The sequence below is a fragment of the Streptomyces sp. MA5143a genome (assembly GCF_900290235.1).
Taxonomy (GTDB): Bacteria; Actinomycetota; Actinomycetes; order Streptomycetales; family Streptomycetaceae; genus Streptomyces.
Map to the genome: position 1 here is coordinate 17,236 of NZ_OLMK01000125.1, position 13,154 is coordinate 30,389.

General features: G+C 72.3%; 10 protein-coding genes. 3 read left to right on the forward strand and 7 right to left on the reverse strand.

Features of this window, described 5'->3' with window-relative positions; all coding sequences use genetic code 11:
* Positions 1–11 precede the first annotated feature (11 nt).
* Positions 12–890, reverse strand: coding sequence for an ANTAR domain-containing protein (locus SMA5143A_RS39175; RefSeq protein ID WP_258193995.1), 879 nt, complete (start codon positions 888–890; stop codon positions 12–14).
* Between the two features lie 94 nt (positions 891–984).
* Between SMA5143A_RS39175 and SMA5143A_RS39180 the strand changes: the two genes are divergently transcribed.
* The gene (locus SMA5143A_RS39180) at positions 985–1,647 is read left to right on the forward strand and encodes a nucleoside/nucleotide kinase family protein (RefSeq protein WP_107467560.1); all 663 of its coding nucleotides are present in this window, start codon (positions 985–987) and stop codon (positions 1,645–1,647) included.
* A gap of 74 nt (positions 1,648–1,721) precedes the next feature.
* Here the strand turns inward: SMA5143A_RS39180 and SMA5143A_RS39185 are convergent, their stop codons facing one another.
* The 6 genes from SMA5143A_RS39185 to SMA5143A_RS39210 all read right to left on the reverse strand — a co-directional run bounded on the left by SMA5143A_RS39185 (position 1,722) and on the right by SMA5143A_RS39210 (position 9,999).
* Positions 1,722–3,551: a hypothetical protein gene (locus SMA5143A_RS39185; RefSeq protein ID WP_107467561.1), complete on the reverse strand. Its 1,830-nt coding sequence runs from the start codon at positions 3,549–3,551 to the stop codon at positions 1,722–1,724.
* 63 nt (positions 3,552–3,614) lie between these two features.
* A complete protein-coding gene (locus SMA5143A_RS39190) occupies positions 3,615–5,333 on the reverse strand; it encodes a hypothetical protein (protein WP_107467562.1) in 1,719 nt (572 codons plus the stop codon).
* Positions 5,334–5,335: 2 nt separating this feature from the next.
* Positions 5,336–6,238, reverse strand: coding sequence for a carbohydrate ABC transporter permease (locus SMA5143A_RS39195; RefSeq protein WP_107467563.1), 903 nt, complete (start codon positions 6,236–6,238; stop codon positions 5,336–5,338).
* A complete protein-coding gene (locus SMA5143A_RS39200; RefSeq protein WP_107467564.1) occupies positions 6,235–7,155 on the reverse strand; it encodes a carbohydrate ABC transporter permease in 921 nt (306 codons plus the stop codon). The genes SMA5143A_RS39195 and SMA5143A_RS39200 overlap by 4 nt, the downstream gene beginning before the upstream one ends.
* Before the next feature lie 124 nt (positions 7,156–7,279).
* On the reverse strand, positions 7,280–8,602 hold the full coding sequence (locus tag SMA5143A_RS39205) for an extracellular solute-binding protein (protein WP_107467565.1): 1,323 nt from the start codon (positions 8,600–8,602) through the stop codon (positions 7,280–7,282).
* A gap of 278 nt (positions 8,603–8,880) precedes the next feature.
* Positions 8,881–9,999: an ROK family protein gene (locus SMA5143A_RS39210; protein WP_107467566.1), complete on the reverse strand. Its 1,119-nt coding sequence runs from the start codon at positions 9,997–9,999 to the stop codon at positions 8,881–8,883.
* A gap of 239 nt (positions 10,000–10,238) precedes the next feature.
* On the opposite strand from SMA5143A_RS39210, the gene SMA5143A_RS39215 reads away from it, so the two are divergent.
* Positions 10,239–11,150: an N-acetylglucosamine kinase gene (locus SMA5143A_RS39215; protein ID WP_107467567.1), complete on the forward strand. Its 912-nt coding sequence runs from the start codon at positions 10,239–10,241 to the stop codon at positions 11,148–11,150.
* A 95-nt stretch (positions 11,151–11,245) separates the two neighbouring features.
* Positions 11,246–13,150: a phosphatase PAP2 family protein gene (locus SMA5143A_RS39220; protein ID WP_107467568.1), complete on the forward strand. Its 1,905-nt coding sequence runs from the start codon at positions 11,246–11,248 to the stop codon at positions 13,148–13,150.
* The last annotated feature ends 4 nt before the right edge of the window (positions 13,151–13,154 follow it).

Consider the following 13,154-nt stretch of genomic DNA (forward strand, 5'->3'; position numbering starts at 1 on the left):
CGCGGAATTCGTCAGCGGCGCCGGACGCGGCTGCCGCTGTGGGCGCGGCCGAGGGCGTGGAGGTGTTCCAGTGCGTCCAGGACGACGGTGCGGTCGTACCAGGCGAGCCATTCGCCGACCTCGGCACCGACGACCGCCAGGGCCTTGAGCTGGGCGCGCGTCAGCTCCCCGACCGGATGCTCGAGATGGGCCGAGACCATGCCCACGCACAACCCGGACGCGGTGGTCAGGGGCACGCTGTGGCAGGCGCGGCTGCCCGCCAGGAGGATCGCCTGCCGGGCGTCCTCGGTGAACACCGGGTGCGTCCCCACGTCCCGGACCGTCACCTGGGTGATGTCGCGGGCGGCCAGCGCGCAGGAGGTTCCCTCCTCACCGACGAACGCGAAGAAGTCGACGAAGTCGTCGGTGAGACCCGTGTGCCGCTCGATGCGCAGTCCGCGCTCGGCTCGGTCGGCGATCTGGACGTTGCCCATGTCGGTGCCGACGACCGCGAGGGTCTGGCTGAGCACGGCGGTCAGCACCTCGCTGCGGTTGCCGCGTCCGGTACGGCGGTCGCGTCCCTCCGTGAAGGTGAGGGAGGGCTCCGCGCGACGGGCCCGGCCGGGGAACCACAGGGCGCCGCGCCCGTCGGGTCTCGGCGCGTTCACGGCGGCTTCGGCGAGGGTGCGCAGCTTGACGTTGTACTGCTGCGAGGCGCGCTGGAGCAGGGCGAAGGCGGTCTCCACGTCGGGCAGCGCGTAGCGTTCCCGCAGCATGCCCTGGGCCTGCGCGATCAGGGGACGGCTCGCCATCCTGGTGCGCAGTTGCCGGACCTCCGCCCGCAGCCGGGCCACTTCCTCCCGCGTCGCCTCGACGTCGCCCAGCGACGCCGGCTCGCGCTCCTCCCCCATGGTCACCTTCCACGTCCCTGTCCCGCTCGGCCACAGCACCGCTCGCCTGCCCCGTCCGGGCCCGGGCAATCCGCTGTGGTCTACCGTCGTCCGCATGTCCCTGACCTTCGACGACCTGCTGGAGCGGGCCGCCTCACTCGTCCGCCCCGGCCGCCGTGCCCTGCTGGGCATCACCGGCAGTCCGGGAGCCGGCAAGACCACCCTCGCCGAGCGGCTGACCGGGGCCCTCAACGGCGACGGGGAGCCCTGGGTGGCCCATGTGCCGATGGACGGCTTCCACCTCGCCGACGTGGAGCTGGACCGCCTGGGCCGCCGGGACCGCAAGGGCGCGCCGGACACGTTCGACGCGGCCGGGTACGCGGCTCTGCTGCGTCGGCTGCGGGACGACGAGCACGACGTGGTGTACGCGCCGGGCTTCGAGCGGACGCTGGAGCAGCCCCTGGCCGGGGCGATCCCGGTGCCGCCCGCCGCACGTCTGGTCGTGACGGAGGGGAACTACCTGCTCCTGGAGGAGGGGGCCTGGGCCCGCGTCCGTGCCCGGCTGGACAAGGTCTGGTTCTGCGCGCTCGACGAGACCGAACGCGTACGGCGCCTCGTCGCCCGCCACGAGGAGTTCGGCAAGGGGCACGACGAGGCGGTCGCGTGGGTGCTGGGCACGGACCAGCGCAACGCCGACCTGGTGGCGGCGACACGGGATCGGGCGGACCTGGTGGTTCCGCCCGCGGCGATGCCGGCGGTCGGCGCGGCGGCGCGGTGAGGGGTGCGGCGGTGCGGTGGGAGGCGAGGGCGGCCCGCCGTGTCAGGTAGCGGGCCGCCCTCGCGTTCGGGGGCTCAGCCGCGCAGGGTGAGCAGCGGCTCGCCGTGTTCGTCGCCCGCCGGGTCGCCGATGACGGCGGTGAACGCCTCCGTGCGGACCGTGAGGCCGTCCGGGGTGTGGGCGAAGGACGCCCGGAAGGTGTCGCCGGGTCCGTAGCGGACCGCGAAGACGTCCAGGTCGTGAGGACCGCCCGGTACGGGGGTCGCCTCGACGGCCGTGGACGCCACCAGGTGGGACCAGCCCTCGTCGGGGTTGCCGTAGCCGCGCGGGTCGGCGGCGAGGATGAAGGCGGCCTGCTCCTGCGTGGTGTCGGCGCGGGCGTCGAAGTACTCCGGGCCCTCGGCGGTCGGATGGGTCAGACGCAGGCCGCCCGCCGAGGCCACCTCGGCCTCGGCGACACGGCGCAGCCTGTCGCCGTCGTCCGACACGTACGGCAGGCCCGCCAGGAGGTACGGCTCGCCGGGGAGGCGTTCGACGGCCACCGTGGTCCACAGCCGGGTGCCGTCGGTGACGTACAGGGACCGCACGTGCCGCAGGACGTGGTCGCGGGTGACGACGGGCTTGGTGACGAGCTTGGCGGCCAGCCCGCCCGCCCGGACGTCGCGGACGCGGACCTCGCCCATCGGGCGGCACAGCAGGAAGCCGTCGACGACCGGGCCGAAGCCGTGCTGGCGGTTGACGGCGGCCGGCAGGAGGTACGTCCTGTCGGCCTCGATCAGCGACGGCGTCATCCGCGAGTCGAAGGCGACCGAGACGCCGCCCGCCCGCAGCTGGTGCCGGACGGGTTCCGTGGACGGGGTGCGGTGCCAGGGCGTGGTGTCCTGGATCTGCCAGACCAGCATCCACGCGAAGTGGCCGTCGACCCCGCCGTCCGGCTTGACCGCGTACCGGCCCCAGCTGGTGTCGCCCCGGTAGCGGCCGAGGTCGGCGCCGACGCGGTGGCCGAAGTAGCGCAGGCCGAGCACGGACTCGAAGCCGGAGTGCTGTTCGCTGTAGCGGGGGCCGCCGACGTCGAAGCCGCCGGTGGTGAGGCGGGCGTCGAGGTAGCGGGCGACGGCCTCGCCGTCCTCGGCGAAGATCTCCGCGCCGCTCACCCGGTGGGCCTGGGCGAGGAAGGACAGGGAGATGGGGCCGTAGTTGTTGTCGTAGGCGCCGCCGTGCTCCGGCGGCAGGAGCGCGCCCCGGTCGCGGACCCGGTGGGCGCGGATCTCGTCGGTGTACAGGGCGATCGCCCGCTCCCGGACCCGCTCGCCCTCCTGCGGGGGCAGGTGCCGGGCGAGCATCAGGCCGCCGACGACGCAGCCGATGGCCTGGTTGCCGGCCTCCTGCGGGTTGAAGAAGGTCGCCTCGGTCAGCCAGCGCCAGTAGCCGCGGGCCGTGTCGCGCAGGGCGGCGGTCCGCTCGTCGTCGAGGAGTCCTTCGGCGAGGTCGAGCAGGTTGACGGCCTGGAGCAGCGACCACACCGTGCTCGGCCAGTCGCCGATGGGGTGGGCGCCCGCCTCCAGGACGTACCGGGCGTAGGGGAGGCCGGAGCCCCGGACCCTCAGGTTGGGGTAGCCGGGGTTGTCGTCGGTGTAGACGCGCTCGCGCAGGTGGAAGTCCGTGCTGCGGCGGACGGCCTCGGGGAGCCGGGGGTCCTTGGTGCGCTGCCAGGCGAGCGCCAGCAGTGAGGTGATGCCGAGGGAGGTGTCGCCGATGTCGTCGTCGCAGTCGGGGTGTTCGAGGTTGCCCTCGGGCGTGAGCCGGGCCAGGGCCTGCTCGGTGACGTCGGCGAGGACCTCGTCGTAGGCCTCGGGGGAGTCCGGGAGGTCGTGCAGCGGGCCGAGCTGGCGCGGGAGGTGCACGGATGGACGCACGGGTGGATCAGCCCTTCGTACCGGAGGTGGCCATGGCGTGGGTCGTCGGAGTCATACGGCGGGGGCGGGTCGGCGGGCGCGCAGCGCGACCGTCAGGGTCTGTGGGCCGAGTCCACCGAGGTACACGCGGTTGCCGGTCGTGGCGTCGGTGCCGCCGACCACGGTGTGGTCCTGACCCGGGTCGTACCGCAGGACGTCGCTCCGGTGGGGCCCGGCGAGCGGGTCGCCCGCCTCGACGGCGGCCTCGACCCGGATCTCGTCGTCACCGGCCCGGTAGGTCATCGGCCCGCCGGTCAGGCACCAGCGCCCGTCGCCGAGCGGTACGGCGCCCTCGGGGGCGCCGCCCGGCCTGAAGGTCAGTTCGAGGGACCAGGGCACCGGGGGGCCGCTGATGTCGATCCGCAGGTCGGCGCCGTCCTCCCGCAGGTCGACCTCGACGCGGGTCGTGTGGGTGACCTCGTCGCGGGGGCGGTCGGGGAACGCCATGGCGGCGGAGAAGCGGCCCTCGTCGACCAGCCGGTAGTCGCCGTCGTCGCGCCTGTCCTCCTTCGGGAGCGGCTGGTAGTAGGCGGCGGTGAGGGTCTCGGTGAGCCGGTAGCGGTGGTCGGCGACCTGTTCCATGGCGGCGGCGCGGAAGGGACCCAGGTCGAAGAACCCCCGCGACAGACGGACCGCGTCGAGGACGGCGTCGCCGGCGAACAGGCGCAGGAAGGTGGGGTTGCAGGCGAGGCCCGAGCGGACGCGCCGGTGCGCGGGCACGTCGGAGCCGCCGTACAGCACCGTGTGCGCGGTGGTCGTCGCGCGGGCGGCGAGACCGGCGGTGGTGAGGTACCGGTGGCGCGGAAGTGTCTCCGCGGCCGGGGACGGCAGGACGCGGGCCAGGTCCGGGGTGAGGAGGGTCCGGGCGAGCAGGTCGGGGTCGTCGATGCCGTCCGCGGCCGCCAGGCGTGCGGCCCGGGCGAGGTCGCCGCGGCCGGTGCGGACCGCGAGCAGCCGGTAGTACGGCAGATAGGGCGCCAGCGGGAACGGGTGGCGCTGGTCCTGCCGTCGCGAGTGGACGGTCTCCACCGTGCCGTCGGGCCTGATCAGGTCCAGGGTCGTGGTGAGGTTGCGTTCGACGGCGTCCGACAGGTCGGCGCGGCCGAGGACGTCGGCGAGGAGCAGCAGCGACGGGTTGGACACATGCGCCGCGTAGTTGGCGCTCCGTTCCGAGTACTGGCCGTCCGCGTCGATGTCGACGCCCTCGGCGAGCCACTCCTCGACGCGGGCGAGGAGCCGCTGGTCGGGGAACGACCGGTGCAGCCGGGCGAGCGCCGCGCACAGTTCCCAGCGGTGGTTCGGGGTGTGCACCCCGCCGGTCAGGAGACTCTCCGTGGCGGCGCCGGCGATCTCGGCGAGCGCCGTCGTGACGTCGTGCAGGTCCGGTCCCGCGCCGGCGGCGAGGACGTGCGCGTCGCACACGTCGTTGACGGTGAACGCGGAGTCCGGTGGTGACTGCACGTTGTCGCCGCCGGCGAAGAGACCGGTGGTGGTCTGCGCGGCCCGTAGGGCGGCGAGGTGGGTCGTCGCGGCGGCGACGGCCCGCTCGCTGCCGTGGAGTGCCGAGTCCGGGGACCGGTGGGCGGCGACCAGGGTCTTCACCCGGCGGGCGAGTGCGCGGTGGGGCTCACCGACGGGCTCCTCGTCGGGGCGGGCCGCGAGCGGGGCGGCCCACCGGTCGGCGGCACGGGCCGCCGCGCGGAGGAACTCGTGGTCGAGCGGGGCGGGCAAGGTCAGTCCTTCAGTCCGGCGTTGATGTCGGCGTTCATGACGTAACGCTGGAACACCAGGAAGACGACGATCAGCGGGATCATGGAGATGACCGAGGCGCCGAGCAGGACCGACCAGTTGATGTTCTGCGCGCCGACGATGCTCTGGATACCGATCTGCACGGTGAACTTGTTGGGGTCGTTGAGCATCAGCAGCGGCCAGATGTAGTCGTTCCACCGCCACTGGAAGGACAGGATGGCGAGGGTGAGCATGATGGGCCGCGAGATCGGCACCATGATCCGCAGGAAGATCGACAGCTCACGCGCGCCGTCGATGCGCGCCGCTTCCACGAGTTCGTCGGGGACCGTCAGGAAGAACTGGCGGAACATGAAGCAGCCGGTCGCGGTGAGCACCGCCGGCAGGATGATGCCGGCGAACGAGTTGTAGAGGCCGAGGTCGCGGACGACCAGGAACGACGGGGCGAGCATGACCTCACCCGGCAGCATGGTGGTCGCGAGGATGCAGAGGAAGAAGGCCTTGAGCCATCGGTTGTCGTACTTGGCGAGCGCGTACCCGGTGCAGCAGCTGACGCCCACCGTGAGGATCGTCGTGATCACGCACACGAGGGTCGTGTTGATGAAGTACTGGGAGAAGTTGGCGCTGCGCCACGCCGTCAGGTAGCCGGACAGGGTGGGGTCGTCCGGCACCAGCGACAGCGGATAGGAGAACAGGTCGCTGGCGGGCTTGAGGGAGCTGAGGATGAACCACAGCACCGGCACCCCGTACAGGCAGGCCATGATCCACAGCAGTGTCGTCGCGGGCACTGCCCGCCGCAGCCCTCCGGTGGCCGGCTTGCGCGGCCCCTTCTTGGAGACGGCCCGTCCGGGCCCGGCGTCGACCGGGCGCGGCATGTCTGTGGTTGTCATCGGTTCTCCATCCGCCGGTTGACGATCAGCTGGATGATCGCGACGGCCATCAGGATGAGCATGAGCACGAAGGACGCGGCGCTCGCGTAGCCGATCTGGCCACGCTTGAATCCGGTCTCGTAGATGTACTGGACGAGCAGGTTGTTCGAGGTGCCGGGTCCGCCGTTGTTGAGGGCGACGAACACCGGGTACTCCTTCATCGCGTTGATCGTGTTGAGCAGGATCACGATGAACGAGGTGGGTGCGATGCTCGGCAGGGTGATGCTGAAGAACTGGCGCCACGGGCCGGCGCCGTCGAGCGAGGCCGCCTCGTAGTACGACACCGGCACGTTCTTGATCGCCGCGATGAACAGCAGCATCGTGAAGCCGGTCCAGGTCCAGGACGACGCCATCACCACCACGAGCAGCGACAGGTCCGCGTTCGACTGCCAGGGGACGGCGCTGCCGCCGAGCTCGCCGATGACGTAGTTGACCAGTCCGAAGTTCTCACCGAACAGCCACCGCCACAGGACGCCCACGACGATGGGCGACAGCAGCCAGGGGATGAAGAAGATGATGCGGGCGACGGAGGCGCCCTTGGCGTGCTTGCTCACCACCAGGTTGGCCGCGAGCAGCGAGAGCGCGAAGTTCAGCGGTACGAAGAGAACGGTGTACAGCAGCGTCCGGGTCAGCGCGTGGTAGAAGGTGGAGTCCCCGACCAGGTTGCTGTAGTTCTCCAGTCCCGTGAACTGGGGAACCCCCACACCGGTGTAGTTGGTGAACGAGTAGACGAGCCCGATGACCGCCGGCCAGACGAAGAACAGCGCGAAGAGCACGACATTGGCCGCGATGAGGACGAGCGGCGCGAGGGTGTACTTGCTGCGTCTCCTGGGCGGGCTCACGGACACGGGGGAGGCGTCCGAGGCGCGTTTTGTCATGTTCCTGACTCCGTGCTGGTGGATGGGGTTCCGGTGGGCCCGGGCCATGAGCCCGGCAGGGCGCGGGCCCGACGGCCCCGGGCGGCGGTGTCCGGCTCCCGCCGCCCGGGGCCGTCGGCCTGCGTCAGCCGCCGACCTGCTGGTTGTAGCCGGCCACGATGTTCTCCAGGGCCTTGTCGGCCGACTGCTGGCCGTTGATCGCCTTGCCGAGCTCCGTCTTGGTCGGGTCCTCGGTCAGGCTCTTGCCGTTCAGCACCCACTGCGTCTGCGCGTTGTTGAAGTAGCCGGAGATGGGGTCGTAGAGCGGGATGGACTCGTTGTACAGCTTGTACGCCGCCTGCGCCGCCTCGGACTTGAAGGGGTACTTCGGGTTCAGACCGCTCTCGACCGGCAGGAAGCCGGAAGCCTCGCACAGGGCCCGGTAGTGGTCCGGCTCGTACAGCCAGGACAGGAACTTCTTCGCGGCGGCGGCCGCGTCGGCGTTGTTGTTGAAGCCGACCGTCATGCCGCCGCTGTTGACGTCACTGGCCTGCACCGGCTGGGCGGGGGTCGGGACGCTCGCCCACTCGAACTTCTTGATGCTCTCCGCGAAGGCGGGCACCTGCCACACGCCGGACCAGTAGGCGACGACGTCACCGCTCTGGAACATGGCCGACGGGTCGGCGCCGCTGGTCCACACCGACTTCGGCATGGTCTTGTCGTCGTTCCATCCGACGAAGGTGTTCACGGCCTTCTTGGTCGCCGCGTCCACCGAGAACTTGCCGGAGTCGTCCGCGTGGACGTACTTGCCGCCCATCTCGTAGACCATGGCGCGCAGTCGGGACGGCGACTGGTCGAAGGTGAGGGAGTACTTGGCCTTGGTCTTCTCGCGGACCTTGTTCGCCGCCTTGATGAACTCGGTCCAGGTCCAGGTCTTCTCGGGCGAGGTCGGGAAGGAGACACCGGCCTTCTCGAAGAGGGACTTGTTGATGAACATGCCGGACGCGGTGACGTCCGAGGGGATGGACAGCACCTTCCCCGACTTGTCCTTCGCCAGGAAGTTGGCGTTGATGTTGTTGCTCTTCTTGTCGGCGATGGAGCTGAGGTCGATCAGCTTGTTCGACCAGATCGGGTCCAGCGCGGGGACGGCCGCCACGTCGGGCAGGGAGTTCGCCTGCGCGGCGTTGTGCAGCTTGGTCGTGTAGCCGTCGTAGGGGATGTTGACGAGCTTGACCTTGACGCCCGTCTCCTTCTCGTACTGCGCCACCATCTTCTTCCAGCCCGCGTCCTGCCCCGGAACCGTGGAGATCCAGAACGTCAGCGACTTGGAGGTCCCGCCCGATTCGGATCCCCCGCCGCAGGCCGAGAGCAGCAGGCCGCCCGCCGTGGCGACGGCAGCGAGGGGAACCAGGCGGCGCATACCGCCGCGGCCGAGTCGGCGGGAGCGCCGCACACCCACAGTGATCATCTTCGTTCCCTTTTTCGTCGTAGGGGACAGAGCACGGCGCCGACCGAGGCGGCACAGGTGCAGTTTGCAGGTGAAGTCGCTTTCCGGGGGCCGCGGCCTCGCCCGGCCGCGTCGTCCACGCGGAGCGGTATCCCCGGCCGCTGTGGCCGTCACCGCACGGGCACGCCCTCGTGCGGTTGCCGTACGTCTCGTACAGGCTGGGAGACTCGCCCCAAGCCGGCGTCCCGGCCGACTTAGAAAGCGCTTGTCCGGACATTGGCAGATGTCCATGGAGTCCGTCAATCCTCCACTCGCACCCCTCCGGTCACGGTTTGGATTCCTCGGGCCACGGCCAGCCGACTGGCCCCCACGACCGTGCCACTTTCGCCCAGCGCGCTGCTCACCACCTCGGTGGGCCAGCTCAGCCGGGCCAGCTCGGCCCGCACACCGGGCAGGAGCTGCGGGTTCGACCCGACGGCGCCGCCCAGGACGATCAGGCCGGGGTCGAGCACGGCCGTGGCCGCGGCGGCGAGCCGGCCCACGTCCGCGGCGTGCCGGCCCACCACCTCGCACGCCCTGGGGTGACCCTCGTCGGCCAGGGCGAACAGCCGCTCGGCGGTGCTCGGACAGGGCCCGTCGGCGTCCTGCCAGGCGCCCGCCGCCCGCCGGAGCAGGGAACCCGCCCCGAGGTGCGCCTCCAGACCCTCGTGGCGCGGTTCCCGGTCCGCGTCCCACGGGTAGGGCAGCCGGGCCACCTCACCGGCGGCGTGGTTCGCCCCGCGCAGCACCTGGCCGCCGATGACCACACCGAGGCCGATGCCCACGCCGATCCGCAGGTAGCCGAAGGTGTCCCGGCCGCGGGCGGCGCCCTCGTGGAGCTCGGCGAGCGCGGCACAGTTCACGTTGTTCTCGAGGTGGACCGGGACGCCGGGCGGCAGGGCGACGGACATGGCGTCGAAGACGGGGCCCGCCTTGGCGGTCGCCGGGCGCTCCCCGCCGCCCTCCCTCCGGGTGGTCACGTCGCCGACCGCCACGACGACGGCCCGCAGCGGGGCGTCCGGCGGCAGCTCGGCCAGGGCCCCGCTCACCACCGCCGCGGCGTCGGGCCGGGAGCCGGCGCCCTCGGCGAGCAGGGTGCCGTCGAGGGCGCAGCCGCGTACCCGGGTGCGGCTCGGGCCGAGGTCGACGGCGAGCACGGCGCCGGCGGCGGGCCCGAGGGCGTAGACGGCGGCGGAGCGGCCGGTGCCACCGGAGGCGGTGCCCGAGCAGGCGGCGAGGCCGGCCGCCTCCAGCTCGGCCACGGCGGACGAGACGGTCGGCTTGGACAGGCCCGCCCCGGCGGCCAGTTGGGGGCGGGTGGCGGTGCACGTGGCCGCCAGCACGGCGAACACGGTGCGGGCGCTCTCGCTCAGGTACATGGTCTCCCCAGTCGTGCCGCGGCAGTCCGCACGGGTCGTGCGGCATCCGGGGCCGAACCTCTTGACGCTCCCTAATTCGTTAGTTAATTTCCTAACGAAGTCAAGCGGTACTCGCCTGCCGCACCAGCAGAGGCCCGTCCCGGGGCTTCCCGAGCACCCCCCACAGACTTTTCTGTGTCCAGGCACGGTTCGCCCGCCGTCGCAGCGCCATCGCAACGCAACGACGAGAGAGGCCTGCCGTGCAGGAGTTCAGACCCGCGGTCGGTATCGACGTGGGCGGCACCAAGACCCATCTGCGCGCTGTCACGGCGACGGAGACCGTCGCCGACCACGTCCGAACGAGCCGCGGCTGGCGACCGCACGACCCGGCGGCGGCCACCGAGTGGCTCGCCGCGCTGGTCGAGGAGGTGCTGCCCGCGCGGGTCGCGCCGGCCGCCGTGGCGGTCGGCGCGCACGCCTGCGAGACCCCCCGGCAGTGCGAGGACGTCCGCCGCGCGCTGGAGGCTCGGCTTCAGGTGCCGTGCCTGGTCGTGGGCGACGCCGAACTGCTCGTGCCGGCCGCCGGTCTCGACAAGGGCGCCGCGCTGGTCGCCGGCACCGGTTCGGTGGCGGTCGGGCGCCGTGCCGACGGCACGCCGGTGCAGGTCGGCGGCTGGGGTGCGGCCCTCGGGGACGAGGGCGGCGCGGCCGGCCTGGTCCGTGAGGCGGCCCGTGCCGTCTGGGCCGCGCACGATCGCGGCGAGGACCCCGACCCGCTGGCCCGGCTGCTGATCGCCTCGTTCGACGTGCCCGAGGTCCCGGCGCTCGGCGCGGCCCTGGAGAACGCCACGGACATGTCCGCCGAGTGGGGCCGGCACGCTCCCGTGGTGTTCGAGGCCGCCGAGCAGGGGTCCGTCCTCGCGCACCGGGTGATCGACGACGGGGGCCGCGCCCTCGCCTCGCTCGTCGAGCGGCTCGCCGCGCGCGGTGTCGCCGTCGACGACGTGGTGGTCGCGGGCGGCACGATCCTCTCGCGGCCCGTCCTGTACTCGGCGTTCGCCGTCGCCCTCACCCACACACTCCCCCTCGTCCGGCCGCAGCCCCTCCAGGTGCCGCCGGTCGAGGGGGCGGTCGCGTTCGCGCGATCCCTCCTTCGGCCGGCCGGTTCCTGATCACCGGCCCGTCGCCGACCGGACACGCGCCGGTCATACCTCAGCTCCACGCTCAGCCCGCACGATCACCCCATCGCGAAAGGAGCGGCACCTCCATGCCGTCATCTGCCGGGCACCACACGTTCAACCGGCGTCACTTCCTCAGGAACTCCCTCGGCGTCTCGGCCGGCGTCCTCGCCGCTCCGACCCTCGTGAACCTGTGGCAGGCTCCCGAGGCCAAGGCCGCCACCGCGTTCGCCGCGTTCGTCGACGACTACAGCACCAACATCACGTCGAACCGGACCCCCGAGACCAACGCCGTGGTCCGGGCGCTCGGCGGTTTCGCCGAGATCTGGAAGACCGGCGACGCCTGGAACACCGGCACCCCGCTGCTGCCGGAGATCCTGCGCGCCAACATGCGCTACTGCGCGCGGCTGACCCACCGCCGCACCGAGGCCCAGGCCCGCGAGGCCTTCGTCTACGACCGGCAGCACCAGAGCTACGCGATGATCGGCGCGCTCGGCCCGCTGGCGGACCTGTACCGCACGGGCGCCAAGGCGGTCACCTCGATCACCGCCGCCCCGGACGGCATTCCGGCGACGAAGATCAACGACGCCGTGCCCGCCGACGCGCCCGCCGGCTCCGCGCTGGGTGCCGGTTCGTACGACTCCGACCTCGGCCTGGTGGCCAAGCTCGTCGACACCGTGCGCGGGGACTTCACCTCCAGCAACCCGGCCAAGTTCACCTTCCAGTACCCGCGGCCGTGGCGGATGAACGAGGACAGCCAGATCGTCGACACCGGCGAGAAGGACGAGCTCGGGTTCCCGGTCTACGACTCCGACGTCGTCGTCGTGAAGCAGCTGCTGCGGCAGCGCAGCGACGTCCCGGCCGAGGACGGCGGTTTCCCCAGCGGCCACACCAATGCCTTCCACCTGGCGGCCCTGGCCTACGCGTACGCGGTCCCGGAGCGCTTCCAGGAGATCATCACCAGGGCCTTCGAGCTGAGCCACACCCGGATCATGTCCGGCATGCACTCCACGGTCGACGTCATGGGTGGCCGGATCATGGCCACCGCGCTCGCCGCCGCCGTGCTGTACAAGCCGGAGAACACCGCGCTCAAGGCCGCCGCGCGCAAGCAGGCGGCCGAGTACTTCCAGGCGAGGACGGGCACGACGGCGGACACGTTGTTCGCCTACGCGCACTCGGACCCCGACGACCGGTACGCCGACCGCGGGGCCAACGCGCGGCTGGTCGAGCCCAAGCTGACGTACGTGCTGACCCGGCGGGGCCGCTCGCAGGACCTGACCGTGCCCAAGGGCGCCGAGGTCCTGCTGGAGACGCGGCTGCCGTACCTCGACGCGGCGCAGCGGCGCGAGGTGCTGCGCACCACCGCGCTGCCGTCCGGGTACGTGCTGCTGGACGGCTGGGAGCAGTGGGGGCGGCTCAACCTGTTCGCGGCGGCGGACGGCTACGGCGCCTTCGACTCGGACGTCACGGTCACGCTGGACGCCGCGCTCGGCGGTTTCCACGGGGCCGACACCTGGCGCAACGACATCGCGGGCCCGGGCGGGCTGGTCAAGCGGGGCGGCGGCACGCTCACGCTGACCGGCGCGAACCGGTACACGGGCGGCACCACGGTGGAGGCCGGTGTGCTCGCGGCGGGCTCGAAGGGGGCCCTCGGCCGGGGTGACGTGCGGGTGCAGGGCGGCACGCTCGGCACGGGCGACCACACGGTCCGGGTCCGCGGCGGCTACACGCAGGCCGGGGTCCTCGACGTGACGCTGGACCGGGGCGCCGACCCGGCCCTGGTGGTGGACGGGCGCGCGGTCCTGGAGCGGGGCAGCAAGCTGGTGGTCCGCTTCGACGCCGGGCAGCCGCCGCGTCCGGGCAGCACGGTGGCGGTGCTCGGGGCGCACTCCCTGCGGGGCCGGTTCTCCGAGGTGACCGTCGCCGTCGAGGGCTGGACGGCCGAGCAGGTCTGCACCGGCCACGGTGTGGCGGTGCGGCTGCGGAGGAAGTAGCACC